At 39.4% G+C, this 16,600-nt stretch carries 16 protein-coding genes; 5 read left to right on the top strand and 11 right to left on the bottom strand.

All coding sequences use genetic code 11. The features are described 5' to 3' along the window. Nucleotides 1-17 precede the first annotated feature (17 nt). From ACSQ6I_RS25745 to ACSQ6I_RS25775, 7 genes are all read right to left on the bottom strand, one after another. Nucleotides 18-944: a phosphodiester glycosidase family protein gene (locus tag ACSQ6I_RS25745; RefSeq protein ID WP_438893076.1), complete on the bottom strand. Its 927-nt coding sequence runs from the start codon at nt 942-944 to the stop codon at nt 18-20. 305 nt (nt 945-1,249) lie between these two features. Next, nucleotides 1,250-1,675 (bottom strand): hypothetical protein, encoded by a 426-nt coding sequence (locus ACSQ6I_RS25750; RefSeq protein WP_438893077.1) that lies wholly within the window; start codon nt 1,673-1,675, stop codon nt 1,250-1,252. A 265-nt stretch (nt 1,676-1,940) separates the two neighbouring features. Then, nucleotides 1,941-2,072 carry a hypothetical protein gene (locus ACSQ6I_RS25755; RefSeq protein ID WP_438893078.1) on the bottom strand — a complete coding sequence of 44 codons (132 nt, stop codon included), beginning with the start codon at nt 2,070-2,072 and terminating at the stop codon, nt 1,941-1,943. A gap of 113 nt (nt 2,073-2,185) precedes the next feature. After that, the gene (locus ACSQ6I_RS25760) at nt 2,186-3,439 is read right to left on the bottom strand and encodes a DUF4912 domain-containing protein (protein WP_438893079.1); all 1,254 of its coding nucleotides are present in this window, start codon (nt 3,437-3,439) and stop codon (nt 2,186-2,188) included. Nucleotides 3,440-4,189: 750 nt separating this feature from the next. Then, entirely contained in the window at nt 4,190-5,194 is a 1,005-nt protein-coding gene (locus tag ACSQ6I_RS25765) for a glycosyltransferase (RefSeq protein WP_438893080.1), read from the bottom strand. Nucleotides 5,195-5,329: 135 nt separating this feature from the next. Next, nucleotides 5,330-5,977 carry a DUF6391 domain-containing protein gene (locus tag ACSQ6I_RS25770; protein WP_438893081.1) on the bottom strand — a complete coding sequence of 216 codons (648 nt, stop codon included), beginning with the start codon at nt 5,975-5,977 and terminating at the stop codon, nt 5,330-5,332. A gap of 409 nt (nt 5,978-6,386) precedes the next feature. After that, nucleotides 6,387-6,662 (bottom strand): helix-turn-helix domain-containing protein, encoded by a 276-nt coding sequence (locus ACSQ6I_RS25775; RefSeq protein ID WP_438893082.1) that lies wholly within the window; start codon nt 6,660-6,662, stop codon nt 6,387-6,389. 351 nt (nt 6,663-7,013) lie between these two features. Here ACSQ6I_RS25775 and ACSQ6I_RS25780 point away from each other — a divergent pair, with 351 nt between their 5' ends. Together ACSQ6I_RS25780 and ACSQ6I_RS25785 are read left to right on the top strand one after the other, a co-directional pair. Next, nucleotides 7,014-7,994 (top strand): carbohydrate kinase family protein, encoded by a 981-nt coding sequence (locus ACSQ6I_RS25780; RefSeq protein ID WP_438893083.1) that lies wholly within the window; start codon nt 7,014-7,016, stop codon nt 7,992-7,994. Between the two features lie 92 nt (nt 7,995-8,086). Continuing rightward, a complete protein-coding gene (locus ACSQ6I_RS25785) occupies nt 8,087-9,562 on the top strand; it encodes a catalase (protein WP_438893084.1) in 1,476 nt (491 codons plus the stop codon). Between the two features lie 367 nt (nt 9,563-9,929). Here ACSQ6I_RS25785 and sfsA read toward each other — a convergent pair whose 3' ends face one another. Further along, complete coding sequence (gene sfsA, locus ACSQ6I_RS25790; protein ID WP_438893085.1) at nt 9,930-10,655, bottom strand: DNA/RNA nuclease SfsA; 726 nt, start codon at nt 10,653-10,655, stop codon at nt 9,930-9,932. 142 nt (nt 10,656-10,797) lie between these two features. Here sfsA and ACSQ6I_RS25795 point away from each other — a divergent pair, with 142 nt between their 5' ends. After that, complete coding sequence (locus tag ACSQ6I_RS25795; RefSeq protein WP_438893086.1) at nt 10,798-11,916, top strand: sensor domain-containing diguanylate cyclase; 1,119 nt, start codon at nt 10,798-10,800, stop codon at nt 11,914-11,916. Between the two features lie 179 nt (nt 11,917-12,095). Beyond that, on the top strand, nt 12,096-12,764 hold the full coding sequence (locus tag ACSQ6I_RS25800; RefSeq protein ID WP_438893087.1) for a 2OG-Fe dioxygenase family protein: 669 nt from the start codon (nt 12,096-12,098) through the stop codon (nt 12,762-12,764). Nucleotides 12,765-12,799: 35 nt separating this feature from the next. On the opposite strand, the gene ACSQ6I_RS25805 is transcribed toward ACSQ6I_RS25800, so the two are convergent. Beyond that, the gene (locus ACSQ6I_RS25805; RefSeq protein WP_438893088.1) at nt 12,800-13,273 is read right to left on the bottom strand and encodes a TspO/MBR family protein; all 474 of its coding nucleotides are present in this window, start codon (nt 13,271-13,273) and stop codon (nt 12,800-12,802) included. A 225-nt stretch (nt 13,274-13,498) separates the two neighbouring features. Between ACSQ6I_RS25805 and ACSQ6I_RS25810 the strand changes: the two genes are divergently transcribed. After that, complete coding sequence (locus ACSQ6I_RS25810; RefSeq protein ID WP_438893180.1) at nt 13,499-14,125, top strand: DUF3611 family protein; 627 nt, start codon at nt 13,499-13,501, stop codon at nt 14,123-14,125. Between the two features lie 83 nt (nt 14,126-14,208). On the opposite strand, the gene era is transcribed toward ACSQ6I_RS25810, so the two are convergent. Continuing rightward, nucleotides 14,209-15,183, bottom strand: coding sequence for a GTPase Era (gene era / locus ACSQ6I_RS25815; RefSeq protein WP_438893089.1), 975 nt, complete (start codon nt 15,181-15,183; stop codon nt 14,209-14,211). A 659-nt stretch (nt 15,184-15,842) separates the two neighbouring features. After that, entirely contained in the window at nt 15,843-16,481 is a 639-nt protein-coding gene (locus ACSQ6I_RS25820; RefSeq protein WP_438893090.1) for a histidine phosphatase family protein, read from the bottom strand. Nucleotides 16,482-16,600 lie beyond the last annotated feature (119 nt).

Raw genomic sequence — 16,600 nt, forward strand, 5'->3', positions numbered from 1 at the left:
TAAAAACTAGCACACTATCATTTATTATAAATCAAAAACACCGAACCAATTGGACCAAAGTTTTCCAAATAGATTTTATTGTTATAAAACAATCCAGGAGACATTCCCCCATCAAATAACATTCCTTCTTGAATTATTCCTAAACAATTATTTTTAGCAATTCCTTCTAAAACATCATCAAACTGACTTGGTAGCAACTCTTGATTAATTGCAGAAGTTTGAATACTAGAATTAGCTTTCACATCATTAACTAACAAAATCACATAACCTTTACCAGTAACTGCTACCATAGAGCGATTAGTTGCACCTTTACAAGCAAATTCTCCCAAGGCTTGACAAATATCTTTAAACTTACCTTGACGGTAGAATCTACCATTACCTCCCACTAAATTGTAATTAAGAATATTCGCTCCTCTTCTGCCAGTATCAATAGTAGCTCTACGTTCCCCGGAATTTCCCCCTGATATCCCAAATGAAGATCGTTTATTTTTAAATGCACCAGAATACTCTATCCCACGAGAAATATTTAAACCTTGGGGTTTATTCACAGTATCTATATAGTCAGCATTAATGGCTGCAATTGGTGATTTACCATTTAATTTAGAATTCCCATCTGATATTAATTGACTAAAATATTTGGGTATATATTCTTTACGAAAGTTTCCTCTGCCATCTTTAGCATATATTTTATGAGCTAAACCAACATTAACTTTAAAATCTAGTTCTGCTGATTTAGGATTAAAAATAATCACATGATTGATACCTCTAGAATATCTTTCACCTTTATTATTAGTCTTAAAAAATTCAATACTAAACTGAGAATTATTACCAGGACAATTAGTAGATAGTTTTGGCGCTGAATTAGCTACCATATCCTGACAACCTAATAATAAACCGGCGCTAATTATGGGAATAGATATCAAAAATAATTTATTTGCGTTCATCTGTGTTTATCTGCGGTTATGATCACATAAAAAAACCGCTACAGAATTACTATAGCGGGGATTATTACTGGATCTAACAAATTAATCATTTAATTTCTTGCCTTATCATCCTCTGTAATATTTTACTTGCTAAGTACCTGGACAGAATTAATTACACAATGTCATTGCGAATGGAACGAAGTGGAATGACGCAATCGCAGGGGCTGGGATTGCTTCGCTTCGCTCGCAATGACTGTAAATATTTTTGTCCAATTACTTAACTGTCCGATACCAAAAAATGACAGTAAATGAATTCACCGTCTTCTTTAATCTTTTTGCCTCAGCAATTGCTCTAAAATCCTCTCCAGCCTCTCTATAGCAGCATTTGTTGATTGTTGGCTATCTCGTAATTCGAGAACTACATTATTTACTACAGCATTACGCGCTTTGGTTGTATCCACAAAATCGTCAATTTTGTGGCTTAAGCGGTCAAACTGCTCATCTACTTTGACAATAAAGTTGTCAACTTTTTCGCCCATGACTTGAACTGTTACGGATAAACCGTCAAGCTGTCTTTGGGTGATATCTTGTCTTTCTGATAGCCTGTCAATGCGATTATTGGCTGATTCAGCATAGGAAGCGGCTGATATCAAAAGCTGTTTGACAGTCTCAAACTCATCATCTAACTGCTGTAGGTGTGAGTCGATGTTGGTTAGACGGGTGTTGGTGTCTACTGGCTGTGGGTTGGTCATGCCGATTTTTGCTGGCTGTGGGTGCGGCTAACTTGCTTGCTGGTCTTGCGGTTTGTAGCTCTTAACTGCTCGTGTAATCATCCGTTCTACAAGATTGGATAATGTACGATCTTCAACATTTGCAATACTTTCTAACTCTTCCCGTAGTTCATGTGAGCAAGTAAATGTAATTTTTGCCTTTTTAGTTTGACCCATAACTTCAGAAACTATAGATAACTTAAGGTTACATTCTCGCTCAGTCAAAAACCAAATATTTTAGAAGCTATTAGAATTTACAGATAACTTCAGAAGCTATAGATAATATAACAACAGATAAGCCAATCAGACAAGTATCTGTCAGCGATCGCTTACTAATCCCCTCATAACCATTGGTATCAACAGCTGTTGCGGCTCGCAAAGCAGGTTTTTAAGTACATATGATAAAAAAATCCGCTACAGGATGACTATAGCGGGGATGATTAAAAATTGCAGTTATGGCGTAATGTAAAATTCAATGGGTAAATTCAAAATTTACGCAAGCCATTCGAGAACGGCTTCTTCTTTAGTGTTGGTATTGCGAGATGGTGTTTCCCGCTCAAACTTCATGTGAATAGAACGGCTTTGTTCACCATCAGCAGCAACAGCCAAAATTGGGTAATCAATTACACCATCTTGGAAGGACATTTGGAAACGGAATGTACCATCTGAATTGAGTTGAATAGGACGACCACCAATAGTTACAGTTGCATCTGGTTCAGTTGCACCGTAGACAATCAATTCAGCGTCAGCAATTAACCAGAACTGACGAGGACGTACAGGTACTGCGGAAGCGGAGAAGCCAACGCCAGACATACCCACACCAGACATGGTTAAACCAGATACGGTAGGAATTGCCCACATACCTACTCCAGATGGGAAGACGTAGGAACTGATAGTTTGTTCTGGACGTGCAGAACCGGGTACTTGTTGCATGGAACCAAATAGAGAACCTGCAACTCGTTGAGCTTCAACAGATTCTGCTAAACCAAAGATTTGGTCATAAATGGGGTTGCCATTTGCAGTTCCAGCAGCAGCTGTGGTGGTAATTTTCTTAGCTGGGGGAACTAGTTCGTACTTAGTCGTACCGCGCAATTCTTCTTCAAAATCTACGGTGATGAAGACATCTTCAATCCAGTCGGAAGGATAAACGGGAGGAATGTGGACTCTTGCAGAACGAGCTAGTACTAACCAACGACCATCTGCGGTACGATAACCGATATCAATGACGTAATCGCGATCGCTTACCGGAATTGGTAAATACCATTCTCTTGCTAGTTCATCAGCAGGATATTCTTGGATACTGTGGGGGCTTTGATGTTCAATATTAATGTCAGTAACATCATAAATCCGCAACGCTAGTTGCTGTCCACCTTGACGGCGTAGTTCTTCTTTGTGATCATTGGGAATATCCCAGTATGTATAAGCCCATTGGGGATCACGGGGTAACAAAACAATACGGCTATCACCGTAACCCGCTGGTAAATCGGCAAGTGCCTCATCCACATCAGCGAGAGAACCACCAGTACGATCTTCCTGACCTAACTCAAACTTTGCTGCTTCCACGGTCTCCTGTGCCTCCAGTGAACGAGATGGACTAAGCGAAACTTTGTTGCGCTGGACTTCTTGAATCGATGCCAGCAGTTGAGATTTACGCATTCGGCTATAGCGAGAAATGCTGTATTCACTAGCAACTTTACGAAGCTGCCGTAATGTCATCTCCTCTAGCGGGGGGCGTTCTTTTGCCATTTATTTGGCCTCCAGTAGTGGTAAAGGTAAATGATATCCCCGGGTTATAGAATGGTTATTAAAAAGTCATCTATCCCAGATGAATTTCTTATTCCTGACTCCTGGTTTTGCCCAGTTTATAAGTGTTTTAGTTTGTTTTTAAATGGAGATACACAACTTGCTTAATTCCTAGTCTTGCCATCATTAGCATTTCTTCGGGATCAGCAGCGTGCTTTCGTTAAATAGATATTAACCGGTAATCATGCCTAGTGAGCAAGGGGTCTGAAGACGGTTTTTCGTATGTTTGACGTATTTATCAGCCCTTTGGGGATCATTATGTCAGGAAACAATGACATAGATGATTTTTGGGGAGAGTTATATCAAGATTCCATGACATTGATATCCACAAGCTCAAATACCCGACTAATTTGAGAAATCGGGGATCTGCTTACTCAAACAAAATTTAGTGGAAAAGCCTTGCGCTGTCAGGGTTTTACCGACAAATACTGCTGTAATTTTGCCCCTGTGTCAGGCATAAACACCCCACTCCCAGTCAAAATCAGCAAATTATTTGCTCAGTAGTAAATGACGAACGATATAAATTTGATATTTTGTAAGAATTCAGGAGTCAGGAGTCAGGAGTCAGAATGCTTATGAAATGAAGATATAGAGAGAAGCAAGATTTTACCAAAATCATTAAATTTGACTCGAAAAGTCTTTATTCTCCTGACTTGGAGTATTCTCTATCCTGAATACTTACGATATTTTGAATTATGAATATTTACGAAAATACTTCTGTTTTATTTTACCATATACTCTTTTTATAAATAGTTTTGTCAAACGCAATTTTGTTAAATCTTGAATTTTTAAAGAAGAATGAATTTTGTAATCAAAAAATTCATTGATCTCAGTTAAAATCAATGTAAATCTCTTAATGATATTCTCACTCCGGTATTCTGATAAAATTTCTGGTGATAAAGTTAAATAAACTGGATATTCTAGAGATTTAAGAATACGTTGCACATCATATTCTAGAGAATATCCAGCAATTTTATAACAATTAAATCCAGGATCTAAGTAATCAGAAAGTCCGCCATTAATACTAGAAAAAACCTGACATCCACAAGCGAGGGCTTCCATTGGTTGTAAGCCAAAACCTTCACTAACGCCTTGTTGCGCCCAGTATTCGGCAGAATCGTAAAGATAAATTTTAGCTCGGTTGAATAAACCTGGTAAATCTTCGATATAAGAATCTACGACAAAGACATTACATTTTTTCTGCAATGCGGGAATTAATTCTTTGATTAAATATTCAGAAGATTTTCTGGTTTGAACTAAAATATCAATATCTCGCTCAAGATGTAAATTTGTAAATTCATCAGCGATTTGATTAGGTAAATAATAAATTAACGAATTGGGTGATTTTTGTCCCCAATATCCCATCGTATTGCGGCTGACTGTAATAATGGGAATATCTGAAGGTAGATTGAATTTATAACCAGCAGTATGAGCATGATAAACCACATTATATTTTTGCAGTTTGGGCGCTAGTTTAGCGATATCAAATCCCCAGCTAATGACAAAAATAACATCATTTAAATTGTTTTGTTTGAGTAGATCATCAAGAAATAGTTTATCTTTTTCGCGTTGACGATAAGTGACAACATCAGCATGACAAACCTGTTGAGCTAAACTAACTGTTTTCAACTCTGCCCAAAGACCACCACAAGAAAATTTTTTATCTGTACCAGGAACTAAAAAATAAAGTTTTCTCATAATAAAATTAATATAAGCAGTATTCACTTGAAGAAGATACGAAATTTACGGTAAAAACCACACAGAAAAAGACTTTTATTCCTGAATCCTAACTCCTAACTCCTGACTCCTGACTCCTGACTTCTGCCATAGTATTTATTCACACCATTTTACTTTAATAAAATGCGCTTCACGTCCCCAGGAGTCGCGGGTACGGGTAATATTTTCAGTCTCTAGGTTAAATGGGATAGCTGTTGTTAGATAACGTTGGGCTATAAAACCTAAATCGGGTGCAAGTTCAGATGCTGTTGTGGCCGCTAAACCTAAGCCTATCAGTTGTTCAACTGGTCGAAATGGTAACAATAAATGTACACCTATAGCCAGTCCAGCCGTTAAAAGCATTGCTACAGATAAATTTGTACCGCAACGGGGATGCACGGCTAAATCCCATTCTCCGCTGGTGAGACGATGTTGGGCTAGTGTTACCGCACGTCGCAAATGACTTATATTCACATCACCATATAGATAAAATCCATGTTCTGTGGACAAACCGCCCAATAGTTCGTTATCCAATTGCACATTAGTGGGCTTTCCTGGAGGGGAATAAGCGCTTTTAGTTTCACTGAGAATCCAAACAGTAGCGTGTTCTAGGGCGTGAACCTGACGCAGCATAAGAATTTCTTGTAACCCAGGCAGAAAAGATAGCTGTTTGAGTAATTCAGAATCTTGTTGGGAATGTGGTGCTGTAAAGTCCAAAAAATTAAAGGGAGATGAGCCATCTGGAAAATAAGTAGGAGTATTCATTTTCCCCAAGCTGATAAAGCAACATAGATTTCTTTCCAATGTAGCGCTTGCATCGCTGTCTTATTGCTAATTTTTGTGGATAATTTTTTGAAAAAATGAAGGTGTGGGGAAAAGAGTAAATAAAAACTATACCCTTTTCCCCTTACGCCTTCTTTGACTTCTGAAGAAAGTCTATTGATTCCTTGAGCCTTTCCTCAGTTATCTGTTTTGCTGAATTCTAAGAGGAATTCTGATATACAAGTTCCGATAGTGAAAAGAAAGTTGATTCCTTAGCGTCAACTCCCGCTTAAGTGAAAGTTGCGGAACTTGTGGTAGAGGTTCACACTGAAAAATAGGAGTGAGGAGGAGAACAATCAGTAAACCTCAAAATTGACTTTTCAGCATACCAGATGGGAGTTATAGCAATCGACTAACCAATGGTTTCATCGTTATGGGTGGGGAGAATACAGCAATTGACATCGTTTAAACAAACTTTCCCCCACTGTAAAGCCCAGCGAACCAAAGCGACTCGGTTGTCTGTCTTGGTTTTGGTGAGGATGTTGCTGATATGGTTATCTACTGTACGTTTGCTAATCTCCAGTTTTCCTGCAATTTCTTGGTTAGTTAAGCCTGCGGCCACTAAGTCGATAATTTGCAGTTCTCTGTCTGACAGACTAACAGGGGTCTGAGACTCATTAGCAGCCATGACTTATTTATTTCTCCCTTGGTATATGTACTCAATCGCTCTTTCTAATTCTAAAAGATTCTCTCAGAGGTAGGCATTACAAATGTTCCGAGTAATACCAAAGTCCATATTTTCTTTGGATTTGATTTGAAGGTTAATCTAGTCCGTTAAATAGCTTGTATTAAATGGTACATTTTTGCATAAAAATCCCCTAGTCTACTGAGGTAATAAATTTAGGAATTTAAAAGCAGATACACTCTGTTTAGTCATAAAAATTGCTATTGTATTCTATGAATAACAGGAGACAAATGAGTAAAGTTTGTTGTAGATTTTATACATAATTCTAATCCCAAGTCGTAAATCAAAAATGAGATGAGTAATCCCCGTGTTTTGTGCCTTGGCGAAGTTTTGTTTGATTGTTTAGCTGATCAATTGGGGCTAAAGCTGGAAGAAGTGCAGTCTTGGACTCCCTACCCAGGGGGAGCGCCTGCTAATGTGGCCTGTGCTTTAGTGAAGTTGGGAACGCCAGCAGGGTTTATTGGCGCTGTAGGAGAGGATGAGCCAGGTAATATTCTGGTGAAGCTATTACAAGATGTGGGTGTCGATACGACGGGTGTGCAACGTCATCTTACAGCACCAACACGACAAGTTTATGTTATTAGGGATTTGGCGGGCGATCGCACTTTTGCCGGTTTTGGTGAATATGAGACGGCAGAATTTGCCGATACCCGTCTTCAAGCCAAACAACTGCCACATTCGCTGTTTGATGAAGCCGACTTTTTGGTAGTAGGAACTTTAGAACTGGCCTATCCTGAAAGTGAGCAAGCTGTTTTGCGAGCCTTGGAGTTAGCAGAACAATATGACCTGAAAATTATTCTGGATGTAAATTGGCGACCAGTATTTTGGCAAGATGAAAATACAGCCAAGTCCAAAATTCAGGCATTATTAAAGAGATTTGATTTTCTCAAATTGACTAAAGAAGAAGCTCAATGGTTATTTGATACTACCGACCCAGGAGCGATTACTTATCGCTTGAATACATTAGAAGGGGTTTTGGTGACAGATGGTGAAAATGGTTGCGCTTATTGTTTAGGTGAAACCGAGGGCAAATTACCTGCATTTTCTATACCTGTTGTTGATACTACGGGTGCGGGAGATAGCTTTTTGGCTGGGTTTATCCATCAATTACATCAATCTGGAATTCAAAATTTGAGGGATGGAGAAACCGCAAAACGAGTTGTAACCTATGCTAGTGCTGTGGGGGCGCTGACTACTCTTAAACCAGGTGCGATCGCATCCCAACCTACTCCTGCTGAAGTCGAAGCTTTTCTAGCTTCCCATCAACTCGCCTAAATTCCTAAAGCCTTGATAATCTTATCTACGGTCATCACATAATAGAGTCCATTAAATCAATAGTTAGTGAATTAATCAAGAAATAATACACTATGACTGACAAAAAAGCTTTAACAACTGCCGAGGGAATCCCAGTTGCAGATAACCAAAATTCGCTGACTGCTGGCTCTCGTGGCCCTGTACTGATGCAAGACTTTTTCTTAATGGAAAAATTGGCTCACTTCAATCGAGAGCGCATTCCTGAGCGAGTAGTCCACGCTAAAGGAGCAGCAGCTTTTGGTACATTCACCGTCACCCAAGATATTACTCGTTACAGCAAGGCTAAAGTTTTTGCGGAAGTTGGTAAACAAACCCAAGTTCTCGTGCGTTTTTCCACCGTAGGAGGTGAAAAAGGTTCTGCTGATGCCGAACGTGACCCCAGAGGTTTTGCCATCAAGTTTTATACAGAAGAAGGTAATTGGGATTTAGCAGGTAACAATACACCTGTTTTTTTCATTCGTGATCCCCTGAAGTTCCCTGACTTTGTTCACACACAAAAGCGCAATCCGCAAACAAACTGCAAAGATGCTAACGCTGTTTGGGATTACTGGTCATTAAATCCAGAAGCTTTACATCAGGTAACAATTCTCTTTTCAGATCGGGGAGTTCCTAAAAGCTATCGTCATATGCACGGTTTTGGTAGTCATACCTTCAGCTTAATTAATGAGCAAGGACAAAGAGTTTGGTGCAAGTTCCACCTGAAAACCAAACAAGGTATTCAAAATCTGACCTCAGAAGAAGCAGTCAAGGTGAAAGGAGAAGACCCAGATCATGCTACCCGCGATTTGTTTGCAGCCATAGAACAAAAAGATTATCCGCAGTGGGATGTGAGTATTCAGGTAATGACTGAGGAACAAGCAGCCCAACACCCAGATAATCCCTTTGATTTAACCAAGGTTTGGAAATTTTCCGAATATCCCTTAATTGAAGTTGGGATTCTAGAACTCAATCGCAATCCTGAAAACTATTTTGCTGAGGTTGAACAGTCAGCGTTTTCTCCATCTAATGTAGTTACAGGCATCGGCTTTTCTCCCGACAAGGTTTTACAAGCTCGCATCATGTCTTATCCAGATGCTCAACGCTATCGGATTGGTGCTAACTATCAGCAATTGCCAGTTAACCAACCAAAATGCCCAGTAGCGCATCACCAAAGAGATGGGGCGATGGCATTGGGGAATAATGGTGGCAATGCACCCAACTATGAACCGAATAGCCATGAGGGTAGTCCTCAGCAAAATCCAGCTTATGCAGAGCCAGCTTTGGATTTAGGCAATGTGAAATGCGATCGCTACAATCATCGTGAGGGGAATGATGATTACACCCAAGCCGGGGATCTTTACCGGATTATGACACCTGATCAACAAGAGCAACTGATTCAAAATATTTTGGGGAGTTTGAGTCAAGCAGGGACTGATATTCAAAAGCGCCAAATCTGCCATTTCTTTAGGGCAGATGTGAATTATGGTCGTCGTGTGGCTGAAGGATTGGGTATTGTGATTGATCCTGCAATGATACCAATTTCGGTTTAATCAATGAAGGTTTAAATCAATATCTGTGTGGTTTTATGGGGAAGGAAAAAGTTAAAAGTTTTTCCCAAACTATATTTAGATCGAGATCGAGAGAGAGGGCGGGGAAATCCCGCCCCTACAGGCTTTACGATTAAAAACTATATTTCCAAAAGTGTTGATATGCTGTCACGAAGAGGAAAAGGGGCAGGGGGCAGGGGGCAAGGGGGAAGACCGGGACGAAGCTTGGACTCTGCCCCGTATAAGCGTCCTAGAAGGACGGGGCTTGTTCCCATGTTCCGCTCCGCTCCACCCAGAGGGAAAGGGCTTGTTCCCCCCGCTCCCTGCTCCCTTTCCCCCTGCTTCTTCCTGTCAAGTTAAAAAATATGTCTTAAATTTTTAGTTTTGCTAAACCTAAATAACGAATACCTTCTGGGGAAATATCAAAACGACAAGGTAAAACTTCTAAACCGAGAGTTAGGGCTTGTCGTAACAACTGACCATAGATAGGATCTGTGCTATCACCAGGTGCAAATTCTGGACAATCACCCCGATTAATGAAATACAGCATTACTGCACGATTTTGGGGTAAAACTTCCATTAATTCTCGTAAATGCTTTTGTCCTCTTGTGGTTTCTGTATCGGGAAATAATGCTAAATTTCCTTGTGTCCAAGTAGTATTTTTAACTTCTAAATAAATCGGACGTTGTTGATCGCTTCCGGTTAAGTAAAAATCTACACGGCTTTTTTTATCTTTTCCATAAACCACTTCACCCTTAACTTGTGTATATTCACTTAATTCTGGAAAAAGATATTTTTCTAAAGCTAGTTTTATTACTCTATTAGGTAAAGCTGTATTCACACCTACCCAAGTCGGTTCAGGCTCTTGTACTTGAATTAACTCTAAGGTGTAGGCTAATTTGCGGTTAGGATTATCGCTTTTAGAAATTTGTACTGGACTACCAACAGTAGACACTCCAGTCATTGGCCCTGTATTAGGACAGTGGGCTGTCACCATTTCCCCAGAAGTAAGTTGAACATCAGCAAAAAAACGCTTGTAGCGTTTGAGCAAAACACCAGAGTAGAGTACTGGATAGTGATAAAGCCAATTTGTCATTGCCAGAGGTTTATTATTAATTTAAATTATTAGTAAATATACGATTAAACGCGAAACAAATATAATCATATTTTGTGAATATATTTTGATATGCTGACTGACACTAGGTAACTCTAAAAAATACTCGTTTAAAAAAAATGTTATGACCAATGAATATGATTCTGCACTTGCTACTACTGAGTACTATTTACGTTCAATGGAGCATTTACTGGCAGTAGTTCAAGAACTTTGTTCAGCGCATACCTTAGAGGAGATTACAAAAATTGTACTAGTAGCAGTACGAAAACTGACAAGTTCTGATGGAGCTACTTTTGTGCTATCAGATAATGGCTTTTCCTACTACGTTGATGAAGATGCTATTAGTCCGATGTGGAAAGGTCAGCGATTTCCGATGGATACAACCATTAGTGGCTGGGTGATCAGGAACTGTCAGCCAGGGATTATCGCAGATGTATCTGTTGATCCAAGGAGTTCCCATTATTTTTATGAAAACACATTTATTAAAAGTATGGCTATGGTTGCCATTTGTACTAAAGGAGGTATTGCTGCTATTGGTGCTATTGGTACTTATTGGGGACAACACCATCAACCGACTCATGAAGAGGTTAAGTTGCTGCAATTACTTGCAGATAGTACGGCGATCGCTATGGATAATATTGCAATATATGCAGAACTCAACAGACAATTGAGCGATCGCACGACAGCCTTAGAAATCGCTCAAATCACTTTACTACAAGAAACCCAAGAACGCAAAGCTATTGAAGCTGAGATTCGCCGCATCTCTCACACTGATGAACTGACTGGACTGCATAATCGGCGCGGCTTTTACCTGATGGCTGAACAGCAGCTACGATTAGCCAAGCGATCGCAAATCTACACTAGTGTCATGTTTATTGAACTGAGTACACTTGAATACATTAATGAAATTTTTGGTCATGAATTCGCTGAAGACGCTATTGTTATAACTGCAAATTTACTCAAACGGAGTTTACGCAATTCTGATACGCTAGGACGGATAGAAGAAGATCAATTTGTTGTCCTAGTACAGGGATACCAGCTTGCCTGTGAAGTCATAGAACAGCGAATGGAAGCTAATATCCACCAATTCAATCAGACTCAACAGTTACCATTTCCGCTATCTGTAAATATTGGTGTCTATCCCTATGATTCCAGTCAGACTATTTCACTAGATGACCTGGTTGCATTAGCTCATCTTAATATCCATCAAAGAAAATCAGCCAAATCCGAAAACCCTCAATGAATCAACGATAATTGCTTAGGTACAGCTAAGTAGGTGGACTTGATAGCAATATTTCGGTAATTTAACAATTTTTGTAGTCAAATTTACGACAGTTAAATAATAGTTGCATATAATAGATATTACAGACCTTCCGCGTTAAAAAATCGGGAAGGATTTTAAAATGCAAGGAAAAAAGTCCTATGCAAAAAGTCTCATATGCTACGGAATTAGAATATGCTTTTCTGTTTACCCTAAGAAAAGTAAATTCGATTAATACTGAAGGTTTTCAACCATTTTTTCAGAACTTACCTGTTGATCCTTATATTAAAGGTAAATATCGCGCAAGAAGGTTATCACGGGTCATGGTTTCTGAAAATAATTTAATTAAACTTCCACATGGATACCTATTTCAAAGCCGAGATTATAATTCCTTATTGGGTGATATAAAAAGAGAGTTTGCAGAACTAGAAGATGCACTTGTAGAACTAGATATTTTTAAGAACCTGGTTTTAGCTTTTAGCGATGCTTGCAAACTGCACCCAGAAGCCGAAATTGGTATTCATCAAATCAGAACCGCTTGTTCACCAGGTCATTTAGGGAATCCTGCACCTGAAGGTATCCATCAAGATGGAAGTGATTTTATTGGGATCTTTTCTGTTGCTAGAGAAAACATTCAAGGTGGAGAAACACATTTATATACTGCTAAAAAAGAGAAGCCAGTTTTTAACAAGATATTGCAACCAGGAGAACTAGTTGTAGTCAATGACCATGATTTTTTCCACTTTACAACTCCTATTAAATCTCACAATCCAGCACCAGGAACTAGGGATGTGTTCGTACTTACTTCTCCCAGTTTAATCTCTGAATAGTTAGTACATTTTTCATGCTTTTATAACGACAATTTTTACGCATCTTGTTGATTGAGGTGAATCATTTCCCAAGTTGTATATGTACCAATGGGACTCCACAGTAAATAAGGAATTAGTAATAATGCAGCCCAAACAGAAACAGGTAATACTGCTATGGTTACTAAAAGACAGATCATAAAACCTGTACCCCCAAGAATTGTACCCACCGTTAAACTGCGAAACCGAAACATTACAGGTGTGTAAGCAATTGTAAATATTTCCAGAAGTAGGTATAAAATCATCATTAACCAAGTTACACCAGTACCTGGGCTGTGTTCCCAGATAATATAAGCTGACCAAGCACCACAAATAAATATTACTGTCCAGATTAATGGAATTGCGGCCTCAAAAGTAAGCCATTTGGGTCTTTGTAAGTGCCTGAACCACTGGCGATCGCTAGGTGTAATCTGGTTAGCCCCTAAGGCAACTAAAAAAGCCACACCCCCGATTACCATCCAAGATTTAATCATAGCTTCCGATCCTTGGCGCTGATTTTCAAGAGGACTGATACAGTAATATTATCAGTCAATGATGTGGTTAATTGTACATATTGGCGAAGATGAAGGAATATTTATATTCTTCCTACCTTCTGCTTTAATATTTGGCGGTAATTATGTCTGGAGATGGGGGTAGAGAGTTAGCTAATGGAACTAACCTTTACAAATAGAAGATATCCCGTGCAACCAGTAATGAATATGCACACTGATGAAACTGAAGTGCGATCGCACGAAATAGAACCCGAAAAGCGATCGCACAGTCAGCACCAAGCATCGCTTGCACTAAAACCAAAACTAGAAGATATTGCCAAAACTATTCGTCTCACCGGTTGGATTACTTTCTGGATTCAATTGGCTCTGTCGATGGTTTGTGGTTTGGCTTTGTTATTTACTATTACTGGTCGTGATTTTGCTCAACAACCAAATACTGGTATAGGAGTTGGGATATTTTGGTGTGTTTGGGGAATTTTAGTACTACTTTTCAGTATTTTTTGGAATTATCGTTATACACGCTTCGGTAAACGCCTAGCAAATCCTAATCCCACCTTGCATCCTAGTAAGGCACAAACAGTTAGAGCTATCCGACTGGGAATCATAGTAGGTTTGCTAGGGATGTTATTAAGCATCTTTGGTGCAGGAGCTACAGTGAGTGTGCTGGTAGCCAAATCTGTATCCCAACCCCCAGGAGTAGCAATTACCGACCCTTACAGAATTATTCGCGCTATGGATGTGTTTGTCGCAGTGGCAAATGTCAATGCTATTGCGGCTCATTTTGTGGGGACGGTGGGTTCTATCTTCTTGCTAGAGCGAGTACATCAGCATTAATTCGTAATTCGTAATTCGTAATTCGTAATAATAAATTATTCTCCCCCTGCTCCCTGCTCCCTGCCTCCCCAGTCCCCAATCTCTTACTCTTCCACGCGATACCCCAATTCTGCCAACCTGATTCTTGACTGTCGCCATTTTGGTTGGACTTTGACAAATAATTCTAGATAAACTTTGCCAGTAATTAGCTTTTGAATTTGTTGACGAGCTTCACTACCGATCGCTTTAAGCATTGTGCCACCTTTACCAATCAGGATTCCTTTTTGGGAATCTCTTTCAACATTGATGGTAGCGAGTACACGGGTAATAGCTGGGGTTTCTTCAACTAAATCAATTGCGATCGCAACTGAATGAGGTACTTCTTCACGGGTCAACAGCAAAATCTGTTCCCTGATTAATTCCCCCATAATAAACCGTTCGGGTTGGTCTGTAACCAAATCAGGTGGATAGTAGAACGGACCTGTTTCTAAATTACCAATTAATAATTCTTGCAATTCTAGTAATCCTACCCCAGTCTTGGCAGAAAATTTGACCATTTGCCATTGATGTTCAGCAGCTAACTGGGTGTAACTATCATCTAGCTTTTGGAAATCTGATGGTTGTTCGTCGATTTTATTTATACCCAAAATCACAGGGGTTTGACTACGACTGAGTAATTCAGCAATATAGCGATCGCCTCCACCACAAGCCACTGTACCATCAACGACAAACAGCACCACATCAACTGACTCAATTGCCAGCTTGGCATTTTTTACCAATACTTCCCCTAATTGATGATGGGGTTTATGAATTCCTGGAGTATCTACAAAAATTAACTGTGCTGCTTCCGTAGTTAAAATGCCGCGTAACCGATTCCGTGTAGTTTGGGATATTGGTGATGTAATCGCAATTTTTTGACCGACTAAATGATTCATTAAAGTAGATTTACCGACATTAGGACGACCAATAATGCCGATAAAACCTGATTTAAATTCAGGAGGAGCTTGGGGAATTGTGGCTTCTCCTGCAAAAGAGAATGTATAATTATCAATACTACTCACCTTAGAGTCCACCTTCATATTTTACTTTTTAGATAAATGGGTTTCTTGCTGTAATCGAAAATAAACATAAAATCACCTGGCACTTCCAGATATTTTCTTATCTTAAATTTACGCTACTACTTAAATAATATACTTTTGTTTTGCGGCGTTTTTAATAAAAAGCTAGAGAAACAGCTAAAAATATTTCCCTAGCATGAAATTAATTTAGAGAATTGAAAACCTCTATAAGTACTCAGACAGAATTAATTATGCAGATTGTTTTCTTGTTCCCCGTTCAAAGTCTCCAGCAATGAATTTAATTTTGTTGTAAGGATTCAGGATACAGAATGTTTGATATAGCAGGGAACTCCTAACAGAAGAGAAAAATATTCTTCTTTCTCCTGACTCCTGACTCCTGACTCCTGACTCCTGAATTCTTACATTTTGTTCAACTACTGAACTTTTAAGTTTTATCTCGTTATCTCGTTCCCAGTCTTTGACTGGGAATGCTATCACAGAGGCTCTGCCTCTACTTTCATGAAGGCAGAGCCTTCTAAAATTCATTCCCATACAGAGTAGGGGAACAAGAAGACAAAAGGAATGACACCCAGTTTTTACAAGGCTTTTACGTGAAGTTGACACCAATGGGTTTCCCAACCCCCGATTGTATTGCATTCAAGCAAGAATGACTATAACTGTTAAGTTCCTGGTAAATTCCGCAATCTATCATCTAAATGAGTCCGGTCAGCCAAAGCCTGTAACATTGGCCCATGATCTGTAAACTGGACAATACTTAAAGACCCAACTGGACACCCCCAACGATAACGAAAGCGTCCCACATCAATTCCTAATAAACTACAAAGAATGATTCTGATAGTTGCCTTATGAGCAACAACTAAAACATTACCATCGTCGTAAAGATGCTTAATTTCTTCAATTACTTGCATAGCGCGAGAAGCAATTGTTACCGCTAATTCTCCACCAGTGGGAGCATACCAAGCAGGGTCGGCCGACCAACGGATATAATCATCATGATATTCACGGCTGATGATTTCTGGGGTTTTACCTTCCCATTGACCATAGTTAATTTCCTTCAAACCATCTCGCAGTTCAGGTTGCATTCCTATGGCTGTACATAGAGGTTTCGCTGTCGCTATAGTTCGTCGCATAGGACTAGAAAAAACTGCCTTCCAGTGGGTAGAACTGTAAGCAGCTGCAAAAGCATTTGCCATTTCTATACCGTCAGAGGTGAGTTCTGAGTCTATTGCACCGCAATAGGCATTCATACGACTAGATTCTGTTTGTCCATGACGGAGTAGATAGAGAGTTAGGCTCACGGTATGTTCTCACTGAGTTTGAATTTAGCAGTCTCAATATTCAGAGAATAACCGTATTACTGTCCAGGAAAAAGAGCCAACGCTCACTTTGCTCAATTATATTAAAGAAAGTGCCGTAA

Origin of the sequence: Anabaena sp. WFMT (assembly GCF_051781005.1) — a bacterium.
GTDB lineage: Bacteria > Cyanobacteriota > Cyanobacteriia > Cyanobacteriales > Nostocaceae > Anabaena.

Coding starts and splice junctions, on each gene's coding strand:
- ACSQ6I_RS25745 (WP_438893076.1), bottom strand. CDS start 944: ATGAACGCAAATAAATTATTTTTGATATCTATTCCCATAATTAGCGCC.
- ACSQ6I_RS25750 (WP_438893077.1), bottom strand. CDS start 1,675: ATGACCAACCCACAGCCAGTAGACACCAACACCCGTCTAACCAACATC.
- ACSQ6I_RS25760 (WP_438893079.1), bottom strand. CDS start 3,439: ATGGCAAAAGAACGCCCCCCGCTAGAGGAGATGACATTACGGCAGCTT.
- ACSQ6I_RS25765 (WP_438893080.1), bottom strand. CDS start 5,194: ATGAGAAAACTTTATTTTTTAGTTCCTGGTACAGATAAAAAATTTTCT.
- ACSQ6I_RS25770 (WP_438893081.1), bottom strand. CDS start 5,977: ATGAATACTCCTACTTATTTTCCAGATGGCTCATCTCCCTTTAATTTT.
- ACSQ6I_RS25775 (WP_438893082.1), bottom strand. CDS start 6,662: ATGGCTGCTAATGAGTCTCAGACCCCTGTTAGTCTGTCAGACAGAGAA.
- ACSQ6I_RS25780 (WP_438893083.1), top strand. CDS start 7,014: ATGAGTAATCCCCGTGTTTTGTGCCTTGGCGAAGTTTTGTTTGATTGT.
- ACSQ6I_RS25785 (WP_438893084.1), top strand. CDS start 8,087: ATGACTGACAAAAAAGCTTTAACAACTGCCGAGGGAATCCCAGTTGCA.
- sfsA (WP_438893085.1), bottom strand. CDS start 10,655: ATGACAAATTGGCTTTATCACTATCCAGTACTCTACTCTGGTGTTTTG.
- ACSQ6I_RS25795 (WP_438893086.1), top strand. CDS start 10,798: ATGACCAATGAATATGATTCTGCACTTGCTACTACTGAGTACTATTTA.
- ACSQ6I_RS25800 (WP_438893087.1), top strand. CDS start 12,096: ATGCAAAAAGTCTCATATGCTACGGAATTAGAATATGCTTTTCTGTTT.
- ACSQ6I_RS25805 (WP_438893088.1), bottom strand. CDS start 13,273: ATGATTAAATCTTGGATGGTAATCGGGGGTGTGGCTTTTTTAGTTGCC.
- ACSQ6I_RS25810 (WP_438893180.1), top strand. CDS start 13,499: ATGCACACTGATGAAACTGAAGTGCGATCGCACGAAATAGAACCCGAA.
- era (WP_438893089.1), bottom strand. CDS start 15,183: ATGAAGGTGGACTCTAAGGTGAGTAGTATTGATAATTATACATTCTCT.